A 25943-nucleotide genomic window follows, 5' to 3' on the forward strand; every position below is an offset into this window, starting at 1 on the left:
GCGTTCGGCAACAAAATGGTAGTAGATAAATCGTTACCAGAGTGCCAAGGACGTTATGAGTAACAATACCAGCCACTTTTTCGCTTACCTCGCCAGAATGAAATTGATCTATCGTTGGCCGCTAATGCGAAATGTCTCCAATGAAAATATCTCCGAACACAGCCTTCAGGTAGCGTTTGTCGCCCACGCGCTAGCCCTGATAGAAAACAAGAAGTTCGGCGGGGACTATTCGCCAGAACGCGTTGCCTTGCTTGCCATGTTCCACGATTGCAGTGAAGTCCTTACAGGGGATTTGCCGACCCCGATTAAATACTTCAACCCAGCTATTGCTGACGAATACAAAAAGATTGAACAGATTGCTGAAGACAAGCTGGTGGCAATGTTGCCAGAAGAATTCAGAGAGGATTATCGCCCCTTGATTGATAGTGATGTTATCGATGCTGGCGATTACAAGCTGGTGAAACAAGCTGATGCCATCTGTGCCTACCTTAAATGCTTGGAGGAGCTGTCAGCAGGTAATCACGAGTTCCAGCAAGCCAAGCGTCGATTGGAAAAAACCATGGAAGAGCGCGGCAGTGACGCGACAGACTATTTTATGAAAACCTTCGCGCCAAGCTTTGAGCTTTCTTTGGATGAAATCAGTGATGAGTGATTTTTCGCTAAACCAGGCCTGGGAAGCGCGTCTTGCTGAAGAGCACAAGCAGCGCAGAAATGACAAACGCTCAGTGTTTCAACGCGATCGTGCACGTATTCTTCACTCCGCCGCATTTCGTCGCCTTCAAGCCAAGACCCAAGTCTGGGGCGCAGAACACAGCGAATTTTATCGCACCCGTTTGACGCACTCGCTCGAAGTGTCTCAAATCGGTACTGGCATTTTGGCGCAACTCAAAGAGAAACAACCCGAGTTTCGTCCTTTGTTGCCTTCGACCAGCTTAATGGAAAGCCTCTGCCTCGCGCACGACATTGGTCATCCGCCTTATGGTCACGGTGGTGAAATCGCCCTGAATTATATGATGCGAAACGACGGTGGCTTTGAAGGCAATGCCCAGACATTTCGCATCGTGACCTTACTAGAGCCTTATACCCAATTTGACGGGATGAATCTTGCGCGTCGCACCTTGCTCGGGCTGTTGAAATACCCAGCCATGATGCTGATACGCAAAAATTTATACCAAGTGACGATGTCAGCGATTTCCGCCACTTAAAAGCGTCGGAGTGGCACCCTGCTAAGGGGATTTACGACGATGACAAACCGCGCTTTGATTGGGTAAAAGGTGCCTTATCAGAAAGCGACGCTGCGCTTTACTCATCCTTGAAAATCAACACGTCAGATCACCAGCACGGTAAGACAGGTTTTAAATCCTTGGATTGCTCCATCATGGAGTTAGCGGATGATATCGCTTACGGTGTGCATGATTTGGAAGATGCAATTGTGATGGGCATAGTGTATCGCGAGCAATGGCAAGAGGCGGTAGCGAGCCAAATCGCTGAATGCGGCGATCCTTGGCTTGAAGCAAACATTGGTAATCTGAGTGACAAGATGTTTGGTCCACACTACGAGCGTAAAGATGCGATAGGTGCGCTGGTCAATACCTTGCTGACAGCAATTCAAATTGAGCCGTCAGTTCAAGATGGCGTTAACCGCTTTGATGATCCACTTCTGCAGTGGAACGCAACCTTGTCTGACACCATGCATCATGTGCTGGGGATCTTAAAGCGATTCGTTAGCGAATATGTGGTGCAAAAGCCGGAGTTGCAGGTGATTGAGTACAAAGGCCAACAGCTTGTGATGGAACTCTTTGACGCGTTCGATGCTGATCCAAAAAGACTGCTGCCAGTCGCAACGCGAGAGCTGTGGCAAAAAGACATTGATGAAGGGAAAAGTGGTCGCCGCGTGATTGCAGATTATATCTCTGCGATGACGGACGGTTACGCGCAGCGTCTTCATGCCACCATGTTTACGGGCACCAGCCAAGGGCCATGGTACCCGATCCGCTAAGTAGCTTTAGTCTGCTTTGCCGTAATGCCGCTCGAACACACCGGGCGGCATTTGTTTTATCTGGAATTCAATCATGCCGTTAAAGGCATCGATAAGCGGTTGGTACTTATCTTCGTTACCAGACAGTGCTGAGAGTGCGTGAAAACCGGCTTCAACTGTCGAAAGGCCACCCTCTTTTGGGGATTTACGAATGCGGTAATTTCCCATGGCACCTTCATCCAGCATAACGCAAGGCAGTGCCTGCAAGTTGCTCGATAGCTGATACATCTTGAACGCTTTGCGCCACGTGCCATCTAACAAAATAATGCCACGCGCTTTTTTCGCTGGGGATGACCATGAACTGATTGGCGTTGCAGTGTCAGCCGGATACAGCAGCGCAAAGTCTACATCACCATTATTGAGCAGAGCATTGAGCGAGTCATTGTCCGTAAAGTCTTCACCAACAATCAAGGTGCAATGCGGCAGCGAGAGCGACAAAATGCGCGCGGTGCCAATGGGTTGATTCACTTCAGAAGGATGTTGAAGAACCACGACCGGGATATCGCTGTCTATCTGTGTGATGAGGCTGCAAATACAGGCTTTCTTGGCTTTCCCGCATTGTTCGCAATATCGGCTGGCTTTCTTATTCATTCCCACGGTACGCTATAACTAAATGAAAATACGACGTTTGGAGACGCACTTGTCGGCTATTCGTATTCTCTTACTGATTGTCATTATTACCCTGATCGCGCAAATTCCAGCGGTTCAACAGATTTTGGTCTGGGAACGCGCTGATATCTTAGCGGGGCAGTGGTGGCGAATCGTAACAGGAAACTTAACGCACACCAATCTTGCACATGTTGCGATGAACTTATCCGCGCTGGCGGTACTGACGTATCTTCATCGTCAATATTATCAAATGCGCTCAATGGTGATCATGGTATGGAGCATGATGCTGGTGATTGGGCTGGTCATGTTCTTTGCTCCATTTGATTGGTATGCGGGACTCTCTGGTGTGTTGCACGGCTTGTTTGTTTGGGGTGTGGTGCGAGATATCCAGAACAAAGTGCCACTTGGTTGGCCTTTGCTGATTGGCGCCTTTGCGAAGATGAGTTACGAGGCTTACAGCGGCGGGGATGCGTTAACGGCGCAGATTATCGACGCGGGTGTGGCGTATCAAGCGCACTGGGCTGGCGCGATTGTGGGTTTGCTGTTTGCGCTCCTTTGGAAACCGACACGCGCGCCAGAGACGCAGAAATAAAAAAAGCTTGGCTGAGCCAAGCTTTTCTTTTATCGCGAGAGTGTAATTACTGACGGTAGGTTGTCAGGAAGCGCTCAAAGCGGCCAATCGCGGTTTCCAGATCGTCTACACGCGGCAGTGTTACGATGCGGAAGTGGTCAGGTTTGTGCCAGTTAAAGCCCGTACCATGAACCATCAAGACTTTTTCTTGTAGCAGGAAGTCCAGCATCATCTTTTCATCGTCATGAATGCTGTATTTCTTGGTATCAATTTTCGGGAACAGGTAAAGCGCACCTTTTGGCTTCACACAGCTCACACCCGGAATTTGATTCAGCAGTTCCCATGCTTTATCGCGTTGCTCTAGCAGGCGACCACCTGGCAGGATTAACTCGTTAATGCTCTGGTAACCGCCCAGTGCCGTTTGGATGGCGTGCTGCATAGGTACGTTTGCACACAAGCGCATCGACGCGAGCATTTCCAAACCAGCGATGTAGCCTTTTGCGATTTGCTTCGGACCAGACAGGATCATCCAACCTGAGCGGAAACCACATACACGGTAAGATTTAGACAGACCACTGAAGGTTACACAGAAGACATCCGGTGCCAGCGGTGCAATAGAGTGGTGTTGTGCACCGTCGTACAGAATTTTGTCGTAGATTTCGTCCGCGAAAATGATCAGGTTGTGCTGACGCGCAATCTCTACGATCTCCAGCAGGAAGTCACGGCTGTAAACCGCACCTGTTGGGTTGTTCGGGTTGATCAGAACAATACCTTTGGTCTTTGGCGTGATCTTCGCTTTGATGTCGTTCAGATCTGGGTACCAGTCAGACTCTTCGTCACACATGTAGTGAACCGGGTTACCGCCAGACAAAGACACAGCTGCCGTCCAAAGTGGGTAGTCTGGAGAAGGAACCAGTAGCTCGTCACCGCTGTTTAGCAGTGCCTGCATCGACATCACGATCAGCTCAGAAACGCCGTTACCTAGGTATACGTTTTCAACGTCCAGATCCAGCATGCCGCGCTTTTGGTAATGCTGCACAACGGCTTTACGTGCAGAGTAAATACCTTTTGAGTCGCAGTAACCTTGAGAAGTTGGCAGATTGCGGATCACATCTACCAGAATCTCATCTGGTGCATCGAAGCCGAATGGGGCTGGGTTGCCGATGTTCAGTTTTAGAATTTTGTGGCCTTCTTCTTCAAGGCGCTTTGCTTGCTTCATCACCGGACCACGAATGTCATAACAGACGTTATCCAGCTTTGTCGACATCCCGATTTCTTGCATCATGATTCCCGAACTTGAAATTTTCTTATTTGCAGTAAATTACACTAACGAATAGGCATTTATAAGTATCTAATAGTAAATAAAAGCCAAAAAGCAGAAAGTTAGTGATTTAATCCTGTTTAAGCCGAATATTATGCTAGAACATTCGATTTTCATCAGAATCAATAAGGTTGTAGAATGCCTTTCCAACAGGAAATATTATCGAGTTTGTCGCGAATTAATGTCTGTTGATGCAAATTTCATCAAATTGAATGCATTTTGCTCGCTTTCGTCAGTCATTACTCACCGCGTTTAACTTCAGTTGCTGTCGCAGGGCTTCGCGAAGCAGGCATATCTCCAAGGAGTCGGAAGTTTTGCTAACTGGTTGTTAGTTTTAAGCGAGGTTATTTTGACCGATTTAAGCCAAGCGATAGCCCGGCTCATTGAGACCCTATCAACGGCGACTCCAATCAAAAAGCGACTGTCTTTACCTTTTACTTGGCCTTCGGATCTCGATCCTATTGCTTGGTTGGACGCCCAACCAATCTTTCCCAAGTTTTACTGGCAAACCCGCGACGGTGATGAAGAAGTCATCGCACTGGGACAAGTCAAAACGTTCGCAGACCCATGCTCAGCCGAGAAATATCTCGCGTCTGACCAGCGCGTTTGGGGTGGACGTTCGTTTGACGGCAGAACTGAGCGAAACCAACGTTGCCTTCAGTCTTTTTTCTTCCTCCCATGCATTGAGCTATCGAGACGAGGGGAAGACTGGACGGTTGCCATTAACCTCAATGAAGAGCCGTTAAAAGCCCAAGCTGCACTGTCAAAGGTGACGCACAAGCCTCGCACGCTTTCCTGCCCTGAGTGCAACATTCTCGCTTCCGAACATTCCCCTGAATTTCCTGAATGGTCAACCATGATTGACCATGCGCTGACCACGATTGAAGCGACAGACCTTCAAAAGGTCGTTCTGGCACGAAAAACGTCCCTGACGTTAGACCGTCCTTTGTCTGCGGCGCAATTGATGAAAGCTAGCCGCGACCAGAATGTCTCAAACTTCCATTTCCTACTCGCCTTGGATGAGAAGCATTGTTTTGTTGGGTCAACACCAGAACGTTTGTTTGAACGCCAGGGCCAGCAAATGAAGACCGAAGCTTTGGCAGGCACCATTGGACGTGGCAACAACGCAGCACACGATGATGAATTGGCACAGTGGCTGCTAAACGATCAGAAAAACGTGTATGAAAATCGTTTGGTGGTGGATGACATTTCTGCGCGCTTGGCGACGTGCACGCAATCGCTTGATATCGAACAAACGCCGCATTTGGTGAGATTGCGTAAAGTGCAGCACCTCAAGCGTGATATCGCCGGCGAGCTAAAGGATGGCGTCCCAAGCTCTACCTTGTTGGAGATGCTGCAACCAACGGCCGCAATTGCAGGGCTTCCGCGTCAGCAAGCGGTTGATTTTATAGTTGAAAACGAACCGTTCGCGCGTGGTTGGTACAGTGGCTCTGTGGGCTATTTAAGTGCGGAACAAAGTGAATTCTGTGTGGCAATACGCAGTGCGCTGGTGATGGATGATGTGCTGCATCTCTTTGCTGGCGCGGGCATTGTACCGGGCTCTCAGCCTGCTTGTGAGTGGAAAGAACTCGATCGTAAAGTATCGACACTGATGAGCCTATTAAAACCCGTCCCAGAGAAGACGGCGGAGAAAAAAGCAGGATGAAACAATCCACGTTGAATCGCGTTTGGGCACGTCTGACGCTGACAAGCCTTTATCGCTCAGGCGTTCGTCATATCTGTATCGCGCCGGGCTCTCGTTCGACGCCACTGACGCTTGAAGCAGAAGCCTTGAGTCAGCTACACGCAGATGTCACGCTTCATACCCATTTTGATGAGCGCGGTTTAGGATTTCTGGCACTTGGTTTAGCAAAAGCCAGTGACCAAGCGGTTGCTGTGATTGTGACGTCAGGAACCGCGGTGGCAAATTTGTTGCCCGCGGTGGCTGAAAGTGGACTTACCCGCGAAAAAATGGTGCTGCTGACCGCAGACCGTCCACCGGAGCTGATTCAAAACGGCGCAAACCAAGCGATTCAACAGCACAATATCTTTGGTGAACATGTTTCTACTGCGTTGCATCTGCCTTCACCAACAGAAACCATCTCTCCGGCTTGGCTACTAAGTGCCATTGATGAAAAACGTCATCAGCAAGAACAAAGCGGAGGCAGTTTGCATATCAACTGCCCATTCCCAGAGCCGCTCTATGGTGAGGTGGAAAACGCGGAGCATTACCTGACACCAGTCGCTGATTGGTTGCAAAGTGATATTCGCTATCTGTCTTTCTCTCAAGCATCACCTAACGTAGATGTGGCCCTTTCTTCATGGTCTTCCCTTCAGCATCAAAAAGGTGTGCTTGTTGTCGGTCGTGTAGACAGAGAAACACGTCATGCCGTTGGGTTGCTGGCGGAAACGCTGGGCTGGCCATTACTGTGTGACCCTCAAGCAGGGAAAGGCTCTGATTACGCAGGGTTTGATGTGTGGCTTCAAAACCCGGCGTGTGCCGAGGTACTCAAGCAGGCTGACGTCATGGTGCAGTTTGGTGCACGTTTGGTGTCAAAACGCCTAGGTCAATTTATTGAGCGTTTCACGGACACCTATTGGCTGGTGGATTCTCACCCAGGGCGGTTAGACCCAAGTCATCGACAGTCGCTGCGTATCGTTGCAAATGGCGCAGAGATAGCGAATGCGCTGGTGGCGCAAACAACGATGTCAGAAAGTGCAGAGTGGGCGAGTGCATTGGCAGTCGCAAGCCGAAACTACCTTTCGATCATTCAACAGCAATGCCGTGCACCAGCAAACTTGACCGAAAAGACACTAGCAACAGACTTTGCGCAGTGGCTACATTCAGACACCGATCTTTTCATCGGCAACAGCATGGCTATTCGACTTCTCGATATGTGCTGCTCACTGCCAGATGTGCCCGTGTTTGCTAATCGTGGCGCATCAGGTATTGATGGCCTTATTGCTACCGCGAGTGGCGTGCAGCGTGCGAGACAGCGCGCGATGGTCTGCCTGATGGGCGACACGTCTGCGCTTTATGATTTAAACAGCCTTGCTTTGCTGGCGCGCCGTCAGCTTCCGCTGGTGCTTATCATCATTAATAACGACGGTGGCGGTATCTTCGACATGCTGCCGGTGCCGGATGCCAACAAAGAAAACTACTATCGCATGCCTCACGGTTTCTCTTTCGAACATGCAGCAAGCATGTTTGAGCTTGAATACAAGGCTCCGACAAGTCTTCTTGACGCGAGAAATGCGTGTTTAGCGGCGCAAGAGACTCAGGGGACAACGCTGATTGAAATCACTGTGCCTGCTGGTGAATGCGGACAAGATTTGAAATCGCTGTTTGAAGACATCAAGCATGCCAGCTTGTTCTAGTGTGCTTGCGTCCACCCATTACAAACACACCAACGTTGGTGCGCCAACCTTGGTGTTTTTGCATGGGTTGTTAGGTTCGCAGAAAGACTGGTTGCCCGTTGTCGAGGCATTGGCTGCGGATTACTCGTGCCTCACCATTGATCTCCCGGGTCACGGCGACAGTGCGAGTATCGAAGGCGCGGATTTTGATACCACCGCGAAGTGGGTGCTGCGTGCGATTGAGCGAGAAATCGCGGGAGAAATTTGGCTGGTGGGCTACAGCCTTGGCGCGCGTATTGCCATGTATACCACCGCATTTCACCACGCTTTGTTGCCAAATGCGCCTTTTTTAATCAAGGCGTTAGTGGTCGAAAGCGGACACACCGGGTTAGCTGAGACTGAGCGTGAACCGCGCTGGCAAAACGACGAGACGTGGGCATTGCGCTTTGAGCAAGAGCCCATGAGTGATGTGCTTCAACTTTGGTATGAACAAGCGGTATTTTCCTCACTAAATCATGAGCAAAAACAAAGTTTGGTCTCTATTCGTGGTGATAACCTCGGAATAAAAGTAGCCAGCATGCTGCGTGCTACATCGTTATCCAAGCAGCCGTTGTTGAGTGAACCGCTCCGTGAAAGCGGGATTCCTGTCCACTTTGTTTGTGGTAAGGACGACACCAAATTTTCGACATTGGCGATGCGTTCGGGATTTGATTATCAGATTGTCCCAAACGCCGGACACAATATTCATGCTGAACAGCCCAAGCTGTTTAGCCAGTTGGTCAAACAACTGATCGAAGCAATTTAACTGACGAATTAATGGAAACACTATGGCTAGAACAACTGGTTTAACCGAACAAGAGCTCTATGCACCTGTAGAGTGGAACGATTGCTCAAGCGGTTACGAAGATATTCTGTACCAAAAGTCTGCTGATGGCATCGCGCGTATCACGATCAACCGTCCAGAAGTACGTAATGCGTTCCGTCCTCAAACCGTGAAAGAGATGATCAATGCATTGGCTGACGCGCGTTACGACGAAAGCGTAGGTGTGATTGTTCTGACTGGTCAGGGTGAGCACGCGTTCTGTTCTGGCGGTGACCAGAGATCCGTGGCGATTATGGCGGCTACCGTGATGACGAAGGCACGCATCACCTGAACGTGTTGGACTTCCAACGTCAAATCCGTACGTGTCCAAAGCCAGTGATCGCATCGGTAGCGGGTTACGCCGTCGGTGGTGGTCACGTTCTTCACATGATGTGTGACCTGACTATCGCAGCAGACAATGCGCAGTTCGGTCAAACTGGCCCGAAAGTGGGCTCGTTCGACGGTGGCTGGGGCGCATCTTACATGGCACGTATCGTCGGTCAGAAGAAAGCGCGTGAAATTTGGTTCCTGTGCCGTTTCTATGACGCAAAAGAAGCGTTGGACATGGGTCTTGTGAACCATGTTGTGCCTTACGCTGAGCTTGAGCGTGAAACCGTTCGCTGGTGTCGTGAAGTGCTGCAACATAGCCCAATGGCACTGCGCTGTCTGAAAGCGGCTCTGAATGCTGACTGTGATGGTCAAGCGGGTCTGCAAGAGCTGGCGGGTAACGCGACCATGCTGTTCTACATGACAGAAGAAGGTCAGGAAGGCCGTAACGCGTTCAACGAGCGTCGCCGCCCAGACTTCAACAAATTCCCTCGTAACCCTTAAAGACGCCAGATATGAAACAGGCCGTTTTATATCGCTATTGTTTGCCAATGGACAGTGGTGTGATTTTGCGTCACACCCGTCTGGTAAACCGAGATGGATTTATCGTTGAGTTGCGAGACGGTGACAAATTAGGCCGTGGTGAAATTGCGCCACTGCCTGAATTTAGCCAAGAGAATGCGGGGCAGGCAGGTCTTCAAGCGCAAGAGGTTCTGAAGTGCTGGTTAAACGGTGACGAGGTTGACCTTGATGCGCTGTACCCATCTGTTGCATTTGGTTTCTCTATGGCTCTTGCTGAGTTGCAGGGCAGTGTGCCACGTGAAGGTAACTATCAGGCCGCGCCGCTTTGCAATGGCGATCCTGACGACTTGGTGCAAAAGCTTGCAGATATGCCGGGTCAGAAAGTCGCGAAAATCAAAGTGGGCATGTATGAAGCTATCCGAGATGGCATGGTGGTCAACATGTTCCTTGAAGTCATTCCTGACTTGATGCTGCGACTGGATGCGAACCGTCAGTGGACGCCGGCGAAAGCCGCGCAGTTTGCGAACTATGTTCACCCAGCGTATCGCGACCGCATTGCGTTCTTGGAAGAGCCCTGTCAGACACCGCAAGACAGTCTGGCGTTTACTAAAGAAACCGGCATTGCATTGGCATGGGATGAAACCGTGCGCGACCAAGGTTTTGAGCTTTTGGAACATGATGGGCTTAAAGCGATTGTCATCAAGCCAACGCTGGTGGGTTCGCTACCAAAAGTGAAAGCACTCACGGAACAAGCACACAAGATGGGCTTGGACGTGGTGATCAGCTCTAGCCTCGAATCAAGCTTTGGCCTTGTTCAACTGGCGCGGATTGCAAATTGGCTGACGCCAGACGCCATTCCTGGCTTGGACACGGTTGACATGTTCAGCGTGCAACTTGAGTCGGTATGGCCGGGCTGTGAGTTGCCTGTCATGTCACTTGAGCAATGCGATAAGTTCTGGGAAGCTGCGTGCTAAATCCTTCAAGACCAAGCACTTTCAAAGAGTGGCCGTGGCGGCATTGGCAGCACCTTATGCCTTCGCAGACGGCCATCTTTCTCGATAATACCTCGAAGACATGGACTGAGCTTTGTAATGACATTGCCTATGTCCGTGCTTCGCTGCCTTCACCTGTTCCTCGCTATCTCGCCATTGAAAGCAAGAATACGTACCAAACGCTGATCACTATGTTGGCAGCATGGGAGGTTGGTGCACAAACCTTGATGCTGAACCCTGCTTTTCGTAAAGAGGATCAGTGCGCATTGCTTGAGAATATTGGTATCTCAGAGCTTCTGGTGCCTGATGCTTTGCCTGCGCCGAGTAAACAAGTGCCTTCGGCTGGCGTGGCATTTGATTCAAACCGCGTTGTTTCCCTGACATTGACCTCTGGCTCGACAGGTTTACCTAAAGCCGTTGCTCACACTGCGAGGAACCATTTGGCGAGCGCAGAAGGGCTATTTGGCCTAATGCCTTTTGAGCAAACGCATTGCTGGCTTCTTTCTCTGCCGATGTTTCATGTCTCTGGCCTTGCGATTGTTTGGCGTTGGCTTCTCAAAGGGGCTGTGCTGAAAGTGGCAAATACGCAGGGCGATGCGTTAAAAACAGCGTTGGAAGGCGCAACCCATGCTTCACTTGTTCCTACTCAGTTACAACGCTTGTTGGATAATGAACTGCCGCAATCCCTGCATTCTGTGTTGCTTGGCGGGGCGGTTATACCTCAAGAACTGGTCGACAGGGCAGAGCAAGCAGGCATCCAATGCTGGTGTGGTTATGGGATGACGGAAATGGCGTCTACCATCACCGCGAAGCGAGCCAACGGCGAATTCTCCGTGGGGAAACCCATGCAGTATCGCGAACTGATGCTGTCTGACAATGACGAAGTGTTGGTGCGTGGCGAAACGCTTTCGCCAGGTTACGTGCAAAAAGGCCAATTGGCACCGTTAACAGAAGACTGGTTTGCTACGAAAGACAAAGGTGAGTGGGAAAACGGTGAGCTCAAAATCCTTGGCCGATTAGACAATATGTTTATCTCGGGCGGTGAGAATGTTCAACCGGAAAGCGTTGAACGTGCTTTAGATGGCTACGCGGGAGTTCGTCAGCTTTTCATCTTGCCAATGATTGATGCTACCTGGGGGCAAGTGCCTGTCGCCATTATTGATGGTGACATTGAGCCCGAAGCCTTTCTTACTTGGGCAAAAGCAAGCGTACCCGCTTACCAATGCCCGAAACGCGTATATTCTTTTCCTCGTTCTCTGCTCAACGGCGGCATCAAAGTGTCTCGCCGAGCTTTGATGCAATGGCTTGAGCGCCAACAGTAAATCCGTTAACACACCTCACCGCGAAGCTGTTTTACTTCATTAAATAAACGCTCAGATGTCGCTTCTCCTGGCGGGATCTGAGTGCCCGCAGACACAACAATTTTCGACCAAAATCGACGTGGTAGCTTGAGCAGAGCACGTCCACCTTCGCGGCTAAAGTAGCTGCCCCACAAGCCTTGAAGTGCCATTGGTACAACAGGCACGGGCGTTTGGCGAATGATCAAATCGATCCCGCGCTTAAAAGGCGCCATCTCGCCGTCATAAGTTAGCTGTCCTTCAGGGAAAATACAGACCACTTCTCCTGCTTCAAGCTGCGCTTTCACGCTTGTCAGCGCATGCCGAATGGAGCCGCTGGTTAGTTTGATTGGGATAGCACGACTGGCGCGGAAAAAATAATTCAGCAGCGGTAGATTGAAGTAATCCTCGTCCATAACGAAACGGATTGGGCGAGGACACGCGCCAGCCAGCAATAGCGCATCCACATAGCTGACATGGTTGCAAACAATCAATGCGCCACCCTTCTCAGGGATATTGTGCAGGTTCTTGTGCTGGACGCGATAAAAGGTGTGGCTCAGCATCCAAATCATAAAGCGTATAGCGAACACAGGAACTTGCTTGCCTACATACAGTGCGACCACCAAATTGACCATGGCAAGAACGAAGAAGAACATGGGAATGCTCATCTCCAATACACCCAGCAATACGATGGCAAGCACTGCGCTGACCACCATAAACAAAGCGTTATAAATGTTGTTAGCTGCAATCACTTGTGAGCGTTCACCATCCTCAGATCGGGCTTGCATGAGCGCATAAAGCGGCACGATAAAGATACCGCCGAACACGCCGATGAAGAACAAATCTGCAAATACCCACCAAAGTGCAGGATTACTTAAAAACGCGATAAAGGTCGATGAGGTTGGTGCAATTTCGGGCGTTGAGAACAGCAGGCGTGCGCCAAAAATGGTCAACCCCAACGCGCCAATAGGCACGATGCCGGGTTCAATTCGATGACCCGAGAGCTTGTCACAAAGCAATGAACCCGTTGCAATCCCGATGGAAAACAGGGTCAGCAAAAATGACACTGAGGCTTCGTTGCCACCAAGATAGATTTTTGCGTAATTCGGAAACTGGGTGAGATAGCTTGCGCCTAGAAACCAAAACCAACTGATCCCCATGATAGCTTGCAGTACGACCTTGTCTTTGTGGGCGATCCCAAGCGTGGTTTTCATCTGTCTAACGGGCGCAAAGCAGATCTTGAGGCTCGGGTTGCCCGCATCTGCCACTGGTATTTGTCTTGCGCTCAAATAGCCCAGTACGGCGAACAGCACCACGGCAACGGCGGCCAATTCTTTCGCATCAGCTTGGTTTGCGATGACGCCTGCGACCATGGTACCGATGAGAATCGCAAGAAAGGTTCCCGTTTCTACCAAGGCATTACCGGTACCAGCTCTTTTGGGGTCAGTATCTGTGGCAATAGGGCGTACTTTACCGGGCCAAAAAAGGCCGATTGTGTGCCCATGAGAAAAAGCAAGAAAAGCAAAACCATGTAGCTTTCATAAATAAACGCGATAGCGGCTAAGCACATGATGCCAATTTCGACGAGTTTTACGGCACGGATAAATTGCGACTTTTCGAACTTATCGGCGAGTTCACCGGCAAACGCAGAGAACAGAAAGAAGGGAAGAATAAATAGGCCAGCAGCGAGATTAATGAATAAGTTAGTGCTTACTCCAATTGCTCCCGGCGCAGCAAAAGCAACAAGGATAAGCAGCACGTTTTTATAGACGTTGTCATTGAATGCGCCCAGAGCCTGAGTGATGAAGTAAGGCAAAAATCGCTTTTGCTTCAAAAGGCCTGATTGAGTCGCCATGGTGTCTTCCTGTAAATGCGCATCTTTCCTTGAACATGAAGGCGATGATATGAAAAGAAAATGACGACCGCATTGCTGCAGATCGCCATTTTGAACGGATTATGCTTGGACCCAGCCTGAAAGATAGCCAGCTAGAAGATTATCGATAAGTTCACCGCCATTGACTGGTACATCGGTAAACAGTTTGTCGTCGACACTAAGAAGGGTAATCCCATGCACACCCGCCCAAAGTACGCGGCTTGCTTGAACGACTTCTTCATCAGATTTATTTGGCGACAACTTTCTCAACAAGGCTTCCAAAAGGCCAGTCATGCTCTGAATGCGATCATTTTGCCAATCAGGCAGCTTGTCGCCTTGCATGCTGTGTTCAAAGATAAGTTGCCAGCGGTAGCGGTTTTCCGCGGCGAAATCTAAATAAAGGTGGGCGAGGGCAGAAAGTGAAGCTTTGGGATCAGTCGTTGATGACAGTTTGCGCTCTGCTTGGCTGCGCAGTTCATCTAGGGCTCGAGCAACAATGTGCAAAAGCAAGATGTTGTAGCTGCCGAAAACATTGACCAAGGTGCTGGGGACATAACCTATCATCGAGGCGATTTTTCGGAGGCTGAGAGAATGATAGGGTTGAGTCTTGAGGTAGTCTTCAACGCAAGTCAGCGTCAATTCAACCAATTCTTCGCGACTATGGTCGTTCCTGCGGGCCATTAAAAAGTGCAACCTAGAATAGTGAACATTGTTCGATATTCTAGAAGTGGGTACTTAAAAGGGCAAGCCATGCGCCTCTCATAACCAGAAATACGGGTGTAAAGAGGCGCGAAAACACCGAAGTGTTAGGAGAAACGCTGTGCGTTTTTGATTGAGACTTGTTCGTTCAGCGTCCAGAAATCGTAAATCACGCCGATAAAGAAAAAGCCGAAGGTGAACAGGTAGACAATGCCTGACAGCCACTTACCCATGTACATTCTGTGTACACCGAAAACACCTAAGAAGGTGAGCAGGATCCATGCTACTGAATAGTCATACTGGCCGCTGTGGAAGCGAAGATCTGCTTCTCGGTCCATTGATGGGATAAGAAACAGGTCGATAAGCCAACCAATCCCCAAAAGTCCAAACGTGAAAAGCCAAATGGTGCCGGTAACTGGCTTACCGTAGTAGAAGCGGTGGGCACCAAGAAAGCCGAAAATCCAAAGGATGTAGCCGATTACTTTACTATGTGTATCATTCATGCGTTGACCCTAAAACAGATGAAACAGCTAGAGTGTAAAGCAAATCGTGGACAGAATTCGCCCCTAGGGGAAGAATTCCTTACGTTTTTTACCGAAATGTCGCTAAAAAAAGAAATGGCAGAGCCAAGGAACAAAATGATTCGTAACATTTTCTGTTCAAACATGGTTTGACTTTCAAACGTGTCAGACTAGCATGATACTACCTTGTACTCTGTGTCCATATCGGGCTAGAGTGCAGTAATGGAATGACTTTAAAAAGGTTCTGAATGAAACGCTTTTTCTCTGTATTTGCGCTGATGTTTGTGATGGTGCTGTCGGCTCCACACGCTGAAGCGAAAAGGTTTGGCGGCGGTAAGTCTTTTGGTAAGAGCTTTAAGACCGCACCTGCGCCGAAATCTCAACCTACTAACACTAATTCTATTAACAAACAAAACGATCCTTCGTCTGCTGCTAAATCATCGTCTAAGAAAGGCTTGATGGGCGGTCTGCTGGGTGGCTTGCTGGCGGGTGGCTTGATTGCTGCGATGTTCGGCGGTGCTTTTGACGGCGTTCAGATGATGGACTTCCTGATCATTGCGGTGATCGCGTTCGTTCTGTTTAAGATTTTCAAAGGCCTCATGGCATCGAAAAACGGTGCGATCAGCCAGCATAACAAGCAAGCTTATGCAGGCGGTCAACAGCAGCCGCAGCAAGAGCAAAAAGGTTACTACCACGAGCAGCCACAGTTCCGTGAATCAGCGACTGCGTCGTCATCAACAGGTGGTTTTGGTGCCGTTAACAATGACGTACCGTTTAACTTCCCGCCTAACTTTGACATGTCAGCGTTTGTAAACGGTGCACGTGAGCACTACCGCATCCTACAAGGTGCGTGGAACCACAACCAACTTGAGACGATTCAAGAGTACGTGACGCCAGAGCTTTATAACGATCTGGCAGAAGAACGTCGTAAGTTGGACGGTGAGCAACACACCGAAGTGATGTATGTCGATGCTGAAATCGTTCGTGCTGATTACGATGGCAAGCGTGCACAACTAAGCCTGCAATTCAGCGGCCGTTACTGTGACCGTCAAGAAGGCGTTGAAGAAGACATCACGGATATCTGGCACCTGGAGCGCGATATGACGCAACCAAACGCGCCATGGTTGATTGTAGGTATCCAAGCGTAATCGAAAGATTTCCCCCTAATGCGAAAGCGGCTGATTATCAGCCGCTTTTTTTTGCTTCAAGGTTTCTGAACGAAGCGTTCTATTCTCTTGATTAGTCTCGTACCTCATTTACGGGTAAAGTAGAGTCGAGTCGTTTTGAATGGAGATCTTTTGTGTCGACACTTCGCAGCCCCACCACGTTTTTAATCGCACTGGCCTTTATCATGGCGATGACATTTTCTGTCTGGAATGTGCTGCTGAACAATTTTGTGGTCGAACGTGCAGGGTTCACCGGGCGTGAGATTGGCATCCTTCAAAGCCTTCGGGAAATACCGGGTTTTCTCGCTTTCACTGCTATCTATTTGCTGCTGTTTATCAAAGAGCAGCGCTTTGCCATCCTATCTTTGCTCATCATGTGCCTTGGCGTCGCGATTACCGGATGGTTTCCGACGGAATACGGACTGTATCTCACCACCATCCTAATGTCGGTGGGGTTTCATTACTTCGAAACCGTCAATCAGTCGTTGACCTTACAGTGGATTGATAAAGATAAGAGTGCCCATTTCATGGGACGTGTGCTGGCGTGGAAAGGGGCGGCAAGCCTTGTTGCTTATGGCACGGTATGGGTAATGATGGAGCTCAGTGACGCAAGCTATAACACGGTCTATATGCTGTTTGGCTTTGTTGGTCTGATTGCCGTTATCGTCTTGTGGGCAAGCTTTCCAACGTTTACCTCTCCTCACACGCAAGCCAAAACACTGATTTTGCGTAAACGCTATTGGTTGTATTACGGGTTAACGTTTTTGAGTGGGGCAAGACGCCAAATATTCATCGTGTTTGCTGGCTTCATGATGGTGGAAAAATTTGGCTATTCCGTGGGCGAGGTTAGCCTGCTTTTCATCATTAACTACGTATTCAACATGCTGTTTGCGGCGCGAATTGGCGCATGGATTGGCAAAGTCGGAGAAAGACGGGCGTTAACGGTTGAGTACGTTGGGTTGGCGGCGGTCTTCACGGGCTATGCCTTTGTAGACAATGCAATCATGGCGGGCGTGCTGTATGTTGTCGACCATCTTTTCTTTGCGATGGCGATTGCCATCAAAACCTACTTCCAGAAAATTGCTGACCCTGAAGATATTGCTTCGACTGCTGGTGTGAGTTTTACCATCAATCATATCGCTGCCGTTGTTATCCCGGCTGTTATGGGGTTGGTGTGGTTGCACTCTCCTGCCGCTGTCTTTTTGTTCGGGACGGGATTGGCTTTGTGTTCGCTAACGCTTTCTCGCATGGTGCCTTTGGTACCAGAGTCGGGCAACGAGGTATCGTTCTGGCGATCCAAACCCACCGAGGATGTGGGCTAAATCAAACTTCTTATCATCACTTGGTTTTTTCTAGCACGCATTAACCTGTTCTTGATCTCGGCACAGTTTACCGTATGCATGAAGGGCTATATTCATATCAAACAGAAAGAAACAGCGGAGGCGATATGCCATTTACTTCTGACTTGATTGATGAAATGAACGTGTTGGTAAAGTTTTCTTTGTCATCGGAATTGACGGGCATTAAGGTCCACAGTGACGCAGACCCATTGCTTGTTGCAGCGACCGAGCGTTTGTATGACAAAAAGCTGGTGACAGCGAAAGATGGCGGCTACTTGACCTCGATTGGTCGTGATGCCGTAGAACATGCCAAGGAAGCCTTGCGGATTCTCAAATCCAATCATTAATTGGCAACGTTCTGATGAAGAACATCTAGATAAAGAAAAGGGAGCCTGAGGCTCCCTTTTTTGATGTTGTGTTTTATTAGTTTGTTTTACCAAACATCTTTGTCGATGTCTTTGTCCAGCTTAGGGAACTTCTTACGATCAAAGGTTGGGTTTTTGCCTGCTTTCACTTGCGCTTCATAGTCTTTCAGCAGGGCGATTACAATGCCTGACAGAGCCAGAACCGCCACAAGGTTGATGATCGCCATCATACCCATCGACAGGTCAGCAAACGCCCATACGGTAGGCAGGTCAACGACCGCACCAACAACAACCATTGCTAGAACTGCGATACGGTAGATGTTGATTGCCACTTTGCTCTTGAAGATGTATTCGATGTTCGATTCGCCGTACGAGTAGTTTGCGATCAACGAAGTGAATGCGAACAGCAAGATTGCGATTGCGATAAAGCCAGCACCCCAAGGGCCCACTTCCTGAACCAGAGCGGCCTGAGTCAGCGCGATACCCGTCAGTTCACTGTTTGGATCCAGCATACCTGACAGCAGGATAATCGCCGCTGTTGCGGTACAGATTACGATGGTATCGATGAAAACACCCAGCATCTGAACATAACCTTGCGCTGCAGGGTGGTTAGGACGTGTGGTTGCTGTCGCCGCGGCGTTAGGTGCAGAACCCATACCGGCTTCGTTCGAGAACAGACCACGTTTGATGCCTTGCATCATTGCTGCGCCCAATGCACCACCTGCTGCTTGTTCAAAGCCCAGCGCGCTGCCAATGATCGTCGCGAAAACGTCCGGCAGAAGCGTGATGTTGATTGCGATAACGTAAAGAGCAACAACCAAGTAACCAATCGCCATGAAAGGTACAATCAGCTCTGCAACGCGTGCTACTGAGCGCATGCCACCGAAGATGATTGGCGCAGTTGCCAACGCAAGGATAATACCTACCCAAGTGTTGTCAGTGCCAAACGCGGTGTTCATAGCTGCTGCGATTGAGTTTGACTGAACGCCGTTAAACGCCAAGCCAAATGCGATGATCAGACAGATTGCAAACGCAATACCCATCCAACGTTGACCCAGACCTTTTTCAATGTAGTAAGCTGGACCACCACGGAAGGTGTTGTCTTTGTGATTGATTTTATAAGCCTGAGCCAGTGTTGACTCGGCAAAGCTGGTAGACATACCGACCAGAGCTGTTACCCACATCCAGAAAACCGCACCAGGGCCACCCAGATAAATTGCAACCGCTACACCCGCCATGTTACCTGTACCTACGCGCGCTGCGAGACTGGTACTGAATGCTTGGAAAGAGGAGATACCACCATCGGCACCTTCACGGCTGCCTTTGATCAGTTCAAACATGTGCCCAAAAGAGCGGAATTGCAGGAAACCGGTACGAAAAGTGAAATACAGACCCGCGCCGATCAAAAGATAAACAAGTACGCTTCCCCACAATAAGCCATTCCCGGCATCGACAAAGGAAACAAATAGTTCTTTTAGTTCCGTCATAACAAACTCTACTGTCGTCAAAATAAAAATGGCAGTCGAGCGAACTAAGGAGGAGACAAAATACTCTGAAACTTCCTTATTCAGCTCTTTGCCCCGGGTGAAATCACCCTGGCGACGCTTCCGTGCAGAGATCTATGGCCTGTATGCGTGCAAGGTTTCAACCTTGCGTACTCCAATTCCGTTTGAGTTTTCTCCTACGGCCAGTTTCTCTATGGGCGAAGAGCCACGCGAAGAAAAACGGCAGGATAATACTTCAAATTTGTGGAATGGGCATCTTAAAATTTGTTTGATTGGTTAATATTTAGACGAATGGAATATAAAATACATGCTGCCGCAACATGAAATTCTAGTCAAATTAACATGATAGATACGAATTTAATGGGGAAAACGATTGCGGCGCGTTTTTGTTAACGAGCGGATGCGAAGGTGCTGTCGCTTACGACTCTTGGGCGAGTTTTCGCTCTAGATCCTTCTTCACCATCTCTAATGCGCGTAATGCTGTTTGGGGAGCTATCTCGTTGCTTTCTAGCAAATAAATCAAATCAACGGCCAGTTTGACATCTTCTGGTGCGTTTTCGAGTCCGTGGTTACTCATTGGTTTCATTCCAAGTTGTGGGGTAGTAAGTGTTGATTGCTGCTCGAACCAGTTCGGCATGAAGCGGCACTAATTGAGCGTGGTCGGTGCGATAGCCGCCGCCTATCACCGCGGCAACTGGAATTTGATGGTCAGCGCAAGCATCAAAGACGGCAGCATCGCGTTTGGCGATGCCTTCGTGACAGACGGAGAGATAGCCAAGCTCATCATCTATGTGTATATCAACGCCCGCATCGTAAATCACCATATCTGGTTGATGTTGAGCTAATGCCAGCTTCAGACATGGCAGAAAGGCATGCAAGTAGCTTTCGGAATCGGTACCGATTGGCAAAGGTAAATCGATGGTTGAATCGGGTTTGCGAGAGGGGAAGTTCTTCTCGCAATGCACTGACAGGGTGATGATATCGTCTCGCTCGGCAGTCAGGCTTGCTGTGCCATCACCGTGGTGAACGTCACAATCCACAATCAGCACTTTGTCGATGTGTGGATATGCAAGCGCATGTTGTGCGGCTAACACTAAGTCATTAAACAGGCAAAAACCGCCGCCAAAATCATAATGGGAGTGATGGTAGCCTCCCGTAAGATGAATCGCCACGCCATGCGCTAGGGCCAAATCCACGGTGAGTGTTGTGCCACCCAAAGAGGTGAGGCTCCGCTGCAGTAATGCGTCGCTCCAGGGGAAACCGATACGTCGCATCTTAACCAGTGGAATCGTGCCACTGAGCAGGGCATCGACGTACTCAGGGTCATGAATGGCTTTAAGCTGCGCCGATTCAAGACGCTCTGGCCTGTGTTCAACAACAGGCCAGTTGTTATCAATCAGATGTTCTTTTAACAGACGGTACTTAGACAGGGGGTAGCGATGTCCATCCGGAATGGGGAAGTCGGAGTATATCGGGTGATAAACAACGGGTAACATCAGCCTTTCTTTTCTCTAAATGCAATGCGGGATTCGATTTTCTGTTTTGCATCACGACAGCGAGCGAGACGCTTTTCCGTGGTCAGAAGGTGCTTTTGCGCGGCTTGTTGCTCCGCAAAGGTATCACAACGTCCTAGCTTTGATTCTGCATCACGTACCATGTCTGACAAACGTCGCTCCCAATCTTGGTGTTGAGCCAGGTCTTGGTACAACTGGCTGATGGACGCGCGGGTTTTCGGCACGAAGGTTTTTTCCTTCGCGCGAATAGAAACTGTCGCAACCTCACGTTGAAGTGCACTCAGTTGGTTAACCAGCTTTTCGCAAAGGTGTGCTGCTCGCAAACTGGAGAGCTTGCCGCTCTCCTTTTCACGCTCAAGCGTATCGACAACGCTTTTGGCTTCAGCCACACATGGACTTAACAAGCGAGATAAACAGGTAAACAAACGCTCGTCAAACAGGGGCTTTGCGCCTTCTCCGCGTCGTCTGTCTATTTCTGCTGCTTTGGTTGCCAGTGACTGCAACTCTGCTTTTAATTGCGTTAAATCCATGAGGTCTCTAAAACAGGGTTAAAACCACGCACTATAAGCCAGTTTCACCGCCAGTACGACAACCACGGTAACAAAGACGGGGCGAATAAACTTCGCGCCGAATTTAATGGCGGAGTTTGCGCCTAAGTAAGCTCCGAACATTAAGCATACACCCATGGTCAAACCGATTGCCCAATTCACGTGGCCTAGGACGATAAAGGTCACGAGCGAGGTGATGTTGCTGGTGAAATTCATCGCTTTGGCGAGTCCCGAAGAAAGCAGGATGTTCATCTTGTAGAGCGACATGGAGGACACGGTCCAAAATGCACCTGTTCCTGGTCCAACAACACCATCATAAAAACCTAGCGTAAGACCTTGTCCCCACTGCTTCTTGTTTAGGTTCACGTCGTCTTTTGGTAGGAAGTGGTTATCCGCTTTCGGTTGTGGATGCCAAATGGTGTAAACCGCTGTCGCGAGTATCACTAAAGGCAAGGCTTTTTCCAGCCAGTCTGTGCTGATGTAGTCGACCAACAAAGTGCCCAACACCGCACCGATAAAGGTGGCGATAAACGCGTGTTTCCAAAACTCAGGTGAAAATAGCTTCTTTCGATAGTAGGTTACTGCTGCGGTAGAGGAGGCAAAGGTCGCGGAAAGTTTGTTCGTACCCAGAGCAACGTGAGGAGGCAGGCCGATTGAAAGCAAAGCAGGGACAGTGAGCATGCCACCGCCACCTGCTACGGCATCGATAAAACCAGCAGAGAATGCCACCAAAGCTAAAATCGCGATAGCGGTAGGGTCCATAAATTCAAGCATTATTTTATAGTCTTATGTGTATTCGATAATACGTTGAAACGGAGGTAAGGAATCCAGCAGAGCTTTTCCATAGCGTCGGCTTATGATGCGCCGGTCAAGCAGCACGACTCTTCCCGAATCATGTTCTTTTCGTAGTAATCTACCCGCTGATTGTACAAGTTTTTTGCTGGCTTCAGGTACTGCAATTTGTAGAAATGGATTGCCTCCCTTACTTTCAATGTACTCTGCGTGTGCTTCCTCGACAGGGGAGGTTGGAACGGCAAACGGGATCTTCGTAATGATCAGATTGGTGAGCTGATCGCCCGGTAGATCAAGGCCTTCAGAAAAGCTGCCGGTACCAAACAACACGCTCACTTTGCCACTTTCACAGCATTTTCTGTGTGCGTCCAAGATCATCGAACGGGAAGACTCCCCTTGCACATGCAGTTCCCAGCCATTCTTTTCGATTTGCGCACGCATCTTGTCCGCGACTTGGTTCATCTGCCAATAGGAAGAAAAAAGCACAAGACTAGAGGTTTGCCCTTCGAGGTACTCAAAAAGCACATCGGGAAGGATATCTGTGAATTTCTCATCTTGAGGTTCACAAGGCATTGCAGGCACAACAAGCCGCGCGTTCTCTTGGTAATTGAACGGTGAAGGCAGCGCAAGAAAGCGCGTGCCGTCATTTTCATCCAAACCAACCTGACGACAAAAATAGGTAAAGCTGTTTAGCGCGCGCAGTGTTGCAGAAAGCAACCCCACTCCCGCTGCTTTTGACCAGAGCAGTTGGTCGAGTCGCCAGCCAATCTCCAGTGGCGAGACATGCACGATCAGATCGCTCTCTCGTTCAGGGCATTGTTCTACCCAACGGGCGAGTGGGGCACCTTTGTCAGAATTAGGTTGAGCCATCAAGGTCCATACCTTTTCTAAGTTCTCCAAGCGTTGGAGGAAAAAGGCCGATTCCGCCATCACCGGATCAGCAATGCTGCTACGGATTTCGCCGTCTTTTAAACGTTCCGCGACAAGGTCGTGTAATTTGCCCAGAGATTGATTGGCTTTCTTTGCGGCTTTTTGCAGATCTTTGGCTTCTGCCACCACCGCTTCTGGCAGTTCACCATTTTCAAAGCGATAAACGCCATCTTTACTCAGTGGCAATTGGCGAAGCATATCTCTGACTGAACGTAGCGAAGGGATAAGTTCTTGAATGCCAGATTGAAGGCTATCTAAAAATCGGCCGCTTCTTTTTATGTCGCCCGCGTTCGCGATTTTAGAGGCGGATTGATTTAGCTTTTCTAACCAAGCCGATGCGCCGAGCAAACTCGCAGCGGCGGATGAAAAATCACGCGCGACGATGGGAAGGTGATGAGCCTCGTCAATCATATACAGTGATTGTTCCGGTTCGGGGAGAATTACACCGCCACCAAGCTCGAGGTCGGCCATCAGTAAACTGTGGTTGGCAACGATGACATCGGCCTTGTCGAGGTGCTCGCGAGCCTTAGCAAACGGGCATTGTCGATGCGCACTTAAACCAGAGTGGCAAGTGTGTTTGTCTGACACTATCGATTGCCAGATATGATCCGGGATTGTTTTTGGCCATGCGTCTCTGTCGCCATCCCATTTTCCGCGAGACAGCGCACTGTGCATGGTATTGATAAGGTCAATGTCAGACCTTTTAGGTTTTTGTTCAAAAAGTGTCTGCTGGCCAGCCCCCTCGGCACCTGCCGCAGATGCTAATTTCTCCGCACAACAATAGCGCTGGCGTCCTTTGGCCAACACAAAGCTGAACTCTCGAGGTATAACTCGTCGAAACAGAGGCAGATCTTTTTCTACTAACTGCTCTTGTAGCGCAACAGTGGCGGTAGAGACCACCACTTTCTTATTGTTATTAAGCGCAAATGGAATTGCTCCCATAAGGTAAGCCATTGACTTACCAATACCTGTGCCTGCTTCAGCTACGATTATCCGGCGCTTTGGGTTGTATTCGCCTGCCAGCGTTTTGGCTATTTCAGCCACCAAATAGTTCTGTGCCTTCCTTGGTATAAAATTCTGCAATTGCGCTTTCAAATTCTCGTAGCTGCAACGAATGTCTTTCTTTACTGATGGACTAAGCATGTTTGGCACAAAGTATGAGTGAGAGCCGCAGTATATCACGGTTGCAGAATGTGAAAGAGTTCAAGTATTCGCGCATTTATTTTATTTTTTGAGAGTGAGATCACGATTACTAATTGAACTAATATTAGCTATCACTATGAAATCCAAGGGGAATGCCATCCACTATTTAATCTGGGTATTTGTAGTGAATTATGCTGATATTGTGGTTTATTTTGATGTGTGAAAGTTAAATATTCTGGTCGAAATTTGCGTGTAACTTTACAGAAATTTGACAATGGGATTTAAGAATCGTGACCTAACTCGAGTGTATTGCGCTATGTTGCTGTCTAGTAACGCATTTTTGTTTTTTTGATGTTGTTTTTTGTTGATTTGACAGATTTTAGATTTCTCTGCACTCTAAGTTTCGAAGTTAAAGCGTACTTGTTGTGAGGTCGTTGAGGCTTTGTAACGGGTGCAACTATAAAAGGGATCCTGGAACAGGAATTCCAATCTAATAAAGAAAAGGCAGTGGATTAACATGAAAAAGACAGTTCTAGCTATGGCAGTTCCAGCTCTGCTGGCTGCTGGTGCAGCACAAGCAAGCGTTAACCTGTATGACGCAGACGGCGTAGTAGTGGACATCAGCGGTGCTGCTGAAATTCAATACTACAAAGACTACAGCGAAGACGAAGATGCGTTTCTGCGAATCGATGACGCTGACCTAATTCTATCTACAGCTATTGAGGTGACTGATAGCTTGGACGCAGTCGCTGGTATGGGCTTCAAATATGAAGACCAATTCACTGGCAACGTAACAACTACTAATGACAACGGTACAGTTCGAAACGACGAACTATGGGTTGGTTTTGCAAGCGACAGTTTCGGTACTATCACTTTTGGTCGCCAACTTCTGATCTCAGATGATGCCGGCAACCAAAAAGATTACGAACTGGGTTTGGAGCAAATCAACTTTGTCAAAACCGAAGGCGGTCAGGTAATTAAGTGGGTATACGACAACGGTACGTTTTATGCTGGTGCCAACGTAGATCTGGATCAAGACAAAGCTGACACTACTGATGGTCGTCAAATCACTGGTGGTCGAATTGGTGCTCGTTTTGAAGGGTTGGATGCACGTGTTTATCTATACGATGCTGAAAACATTTCAGGTGAAGATGTAAGTGGTTTCAACTTTGAAGTTGATTACGCAATCGCTGCTTTTGATGTGGCTCTGAGCTATGGTCAAGTTGAGTACTCACAGCACGCGAATACTTCTGATAAAACAGACGCAGATGTTTTTGGTATTTCTGGTGGTTACCAGCTAGATGAAAAAACCTATTTGGCTGTAGGTTACGACATTTTTGACACTGACCCAACAGCTGGTTCTTCTACTTACAACAAGATCGAGTCTAACAGCTTGTATGCAAACATCACTTACAAGCTGCACAGCAATGCAAAAGTGTATGCGGAAGTGGGTGTTGCTGACAAAGAAGAAAACGGCGTTGACCAACCACAAGACACTGGCTATGTACTGGGTATGGAAGTTAAATTCTAAGCAATCGCTTATTTAACTTTGCAAAGCCGCCTTTGTTGGGCGGCTTTTTGTTTCGGGGAGTAAACGATAGATGAGAATAC

Annotated in this window: 23 protein-coding genes and 2 pseudogenes; 13 read left to right on the forward strand and 12 right to left on the reverse strand. The window is 48.9% G+C overall.

The features are described 5' to 3' along the window. Positions 1-55 precede the first annotated feature (55 nt). On the forward strand, positions 56-652 hold the full coding sequence (gene yfbR / locus ATN88_RS12450; RefSeq protein WP_067416228.1) for a 5'-deoxynucleotidase: 597 nt from the start codon (positions 56-58) through the stop codon (positions 650-652). After that, positions 645-1999: pseudogene (locus ATN88_RS12455) on the forward strand (anti-phage deoxyguanosine triphosphatase). Before yfbR ends, ATN88_RS12455 begins: the two are co-directional and overlap by 8 nt. A 6-nt stretch (positions 2000-2005) precedes the next feature. Here the strand turns inward: ATN88_RS12455 and ATN88_RS12460 are convergent. Continuing rightward, positions 2006-2629 carry a tRNA-uridine aminocarboxypropyltransferase gene (locus ATN88_RS12460; protein WP_067416231.1) on the reverse strand — a complete coding sequence of 208 codons (624 nt, stop codon included), beginning with the start codon at positions 2627-2629 and terminating at the stop codon, positions 2006-2008. A 49-nt stretch (positions 2630-2678) separates the two neighbouring features. Between ATN88_RS12460 and rrtA the strand changes: the two genes are divergently transcribed. Then, positions 2679-3239, forward strand: a complete 561-nt coding sequence (gene rrtA / locus ATN88_RS12465) for a rhombosortase (RefSeq protein ID WP_157490720.1) — start codon at positions 2679-2681, stop codon at positions 3237-3239. A gap of 46 nt (positions 3240-3285) precedes the next feature. On the opposite strand, the gene ATN88_RS12470 is transcribed toward rrtA, so the two are convergent. Continuing rightward, positions 3286-4500, reverse strand: coding sequence for a pyridoxal phosphate-dependent aminotransferase (locus ATN88_RS12470; RefSeq protein ID WP_067416238.1), 1215 nt, complete (start codon positions 4498-4500; stop codon positions 3286-3288). Positions 4501-4888: 388 nt separating this feature from the next. Between ATN88_RS12470 and ATN88_RS12475 the strand changes: the two genes are divergently transcribed. From ATN88_RS12475 to menE, 6 genes and pseudogenes are all read left to right on the forward strand, one after another. Then, positions 4889-6205, forward strand: a complete 1317-nt coding sequence (locus tag ATN88_RS12475) for an isochorismate synthase (protein ID WP_067417516.1) — start codon at positions 4889-4891, stop codon at positions 6203-6205. Further along, positions 6202-7917: a 2-succinyl-5-enolpyruvyl-6-hydroxy-3-cyclohexene-1-carboxylic-acid synthase gene (gene menD, locus ATN88_RS12480; protein WP_067416243.1), complete on the forward strand. Its 1716-nt coding sequence runs from the start codon at positions 6202-6204 to the stop codon at positions 7915-7917. Before ATN88_RS12475 ends, menD begins: the two co-directional genes overlap by 4 nt. Beyond that, positions 7901-8701, forward strand: a complete 801-nt coding sequence (gene menH, locus ATN88_RS12485) for a 2-succinyl-6-hydroxy-2,4-cyclohexadiene-1-carboxylate synthase (protein WP_067416245.1) — start codon at positions 7901-7903, stop codon at positions 8699-8701. The genes menD and menH overlap by 17 nt, the downstream gene beginning before the upstream one ends. 22 nt (positions 8702-8723) lie before the next feature. Next, positions 8724-9589, forward strand: a pseudogene (gene menB, locus ATN88_RS12490) (1,4-dihydroxy-2-naphthoyl-CoA synthase). A gap of 11 nt (positions 9590-9600) precedes the next feature. Then, positions 9601-10581 (forward strand): o-succinylbenzoate synthase, encoded by a 981-nt coding sequence (gene menC, locus ATN88_RS12495; RefSeq protein WP_067416248.1) that lies wholly within the window; start codon positions 9601-9603, stop codon positions 10579-10581. 56 nt (positions 10582-10637) lie between these two features. Further along, a complete protein-coding gene (gene menE, locus ATN88_RS12500; protein ID WP_067416252.1) occupies positions 10638-11921 on the forward strand; it encodes an o-succinylbenzoate--CoA ligase in 1284 nt (427 codons plus the stop codon). Between the two features lie 5 nt (positions 11922-11926). Here menE and ATN88_RS12505 read toward each other — a convergent pair whose 3' ends face one another. The 4 genes from ATN88_RS12505 to ATN88_RS12515 all read right to left on the reverse strand — a co-directional run bounded on the left by ATN88_RS12505 (position 11927) and on the right by ATN88_RS12515 (position 15011). Beyond that, on the reverse strand, positions 11927-13429 hold the full coding sequence (locus tag ATN88_RS12505; RefSeq protein ID WP_232313252.1) for an MFS transporter: 1503 nt from the start codon (positions 13427-13429) through the stop codon (positions 11927-11929). Further along, positions 13345-13791, reverse strand: coding sequence for an MFS transporter (locus tag ATN88_RS27305; protein WP_232313156.1), 447 nt, complete (start codon positions 13789-13791; stop codon positions 13345-13347). Before ATN88_RS27305 ends, ATN88_RS12505 begins: the two co-directional genes overlap by 85 nt. Positions 13792-13890: 99 nt before the next feature. Further along, on the reverse strand, positions 13891-14490 hold the full coding sequence (locus tag ATN88_RS12510) for a TetR/AcrR family transcriptional regulator (protein WP_067416255.1): 600 nt from the start codon (positions 14488-14490) through the stop codon (positions 13891-13893). A gap of 125 nt (positions 14491-14615) precedes the next feature. Then, positions 14616-15011, reverse strand: a complete 396-nt coding sequence (locus ATN88_RS12515; protein ID WP_067416259.1) for an NINE protein — start codon at positions 15009-15011, stop codon at positions 14616-14618. 266 nt (positions 15012-15277) lie between these two features. Between ATN88_RS12515 and ATN88_RS12525 the strand changes: the two genes are divergently transcribed. From ATN88_RS12525 to ATN88_RS12535, 3 genes are all read left to right on the forward strand, one after another. After that, entirely contained in the window at positions 15278-16177 is a 900-nt protein-coding gene (locus ATN88_RS12525; protein WP_067416264.1) for a Tim44 domain-containing protein, read from the forward strand. A gap of 152 nt (positions 16178-16329) precedes the next feature. Then, the gene (locus tag ATN88_RS12530) at positions 16330-17517 is read left to right on the forward strand and encodes an MFS transporter (protein ID WP_083539481.1); all 1188 of its coding nucleotides are present in this window, start codon (positions 16330-16332) and stop codon (positions 17515-17517) included. Positions 17518-17642: 125 nt separating this feature from the next. Beyond that, positions 17643-17882 (forward strand): TIGR02647 family protein, encoded by a 240-nt coding sequence (locus ATN88_RS12535; RefSeq protein WP_067416267.1) that lies wholly within the window; start codon positions 17643-17645, stop codon positions 17880-17882. Positions 17883-17968: 86 nt separating this feature from the next. Here the strand turns inward: ATN88_RS12535 and ATN88_RS12540 are convergent, their stop codons facing one another. The 6 genes from ATN88_RS12540 to dinG form a co-directional block, all read right to left on the reverse strand. Continuing rightward, a complete protein-coding gene (locus ATN88_RS12540) occupies positions 17969-19387 on the reverse strand; it encodes an alanine/glycine:cation symporter family protein (protein ID WP_067416271.1) in 1419 nt (472 codons plus the stop codon). Positions 19388-19823: 436 nt separating this feature from the next. Beyond that, complete coding sequence (gene rsmS, locus ATN88_RS12545) at positions 19824-19982, reverse strand: pleiotropic regulatory protein RsmS (RefSeq protein WP_083539482.1); 159 nt, start codon at positions 19980-19982, stop codon at positions 19824-19826. Continuing rightward, complete coding sequence (locus tag ATN88_RS12550) at positions 19975-20901, reverse strand: histone deacetylase family protein (protein WP_067416277.1); 927 nt, start codon at positions 20899-20901, stop codon at positions 19975-19977. The genes rsmS and ATN88_RS12550 overlap by 8 nt, the downstream gene beginning before the upstream one ends. Further along, on the reverse strand, positions 20901-21449 hold the full coding sequence (priC, locus tag ATN88_RS12555; protein ID WP_067416280.1) for a primosomal replication protein PriC: 549 nt from the start codon (positions 21447-21449) through the stop codon (positions 20901-20903). The genes ATN88_RS12550 and priC overlap by 1 nt, the downstream gene beginning before the upstream one ends. Before the next feature lie 18 nt (positions 21450-21467). Continuing rightward, entirely contained in the window at positions 21468-22241 is a 774-nt protein-coding gene (locus tag ATN88_RS12560; protein WP_067416285.1) for a TSUP family transporter, read from the reverse strand. Positions 22242-22253: 12 nt separating this feature from the next. Further along, complete coding sequence (dinG, locus tag ATN88_RS12565) at positions 22254-24332, reverse strand: ATP-dependent DNA helicase DinG (protein ID WP_067416288.1); 2079 nt, start codon at positions 24330-24332, stop codon at positions 22254-22256. Positions 24333-24849: 517 nt separating this feature from the next. On the opposite strand from dinG, the gene ATN88_RS12570 reads away from it, so the two are divergent. Beyond that, a complete protein-coding gene (locus tag ATN88_RS12570) occupies positions 24850-25863 on the forward strand; it encodes a porin (RefSeq protein ID WP_067416293.1) in 1014 nt (337 codons plus the stop codon). The last annotated feature ends 80 nt before the right edge of the window (positions 25864-25943 follow it).

Origin of the sequence: Enterovibrio coralii (assembly GCF_001559595.1) — a bacterium.
Taxonomy (GTDB): domain Bacteria; phylum Pseudomonadota; class Gammaproteobacteria; order Enterobacterales; family Vibrionaceae; genus Enterovibrio; species Enterovibrio coralii.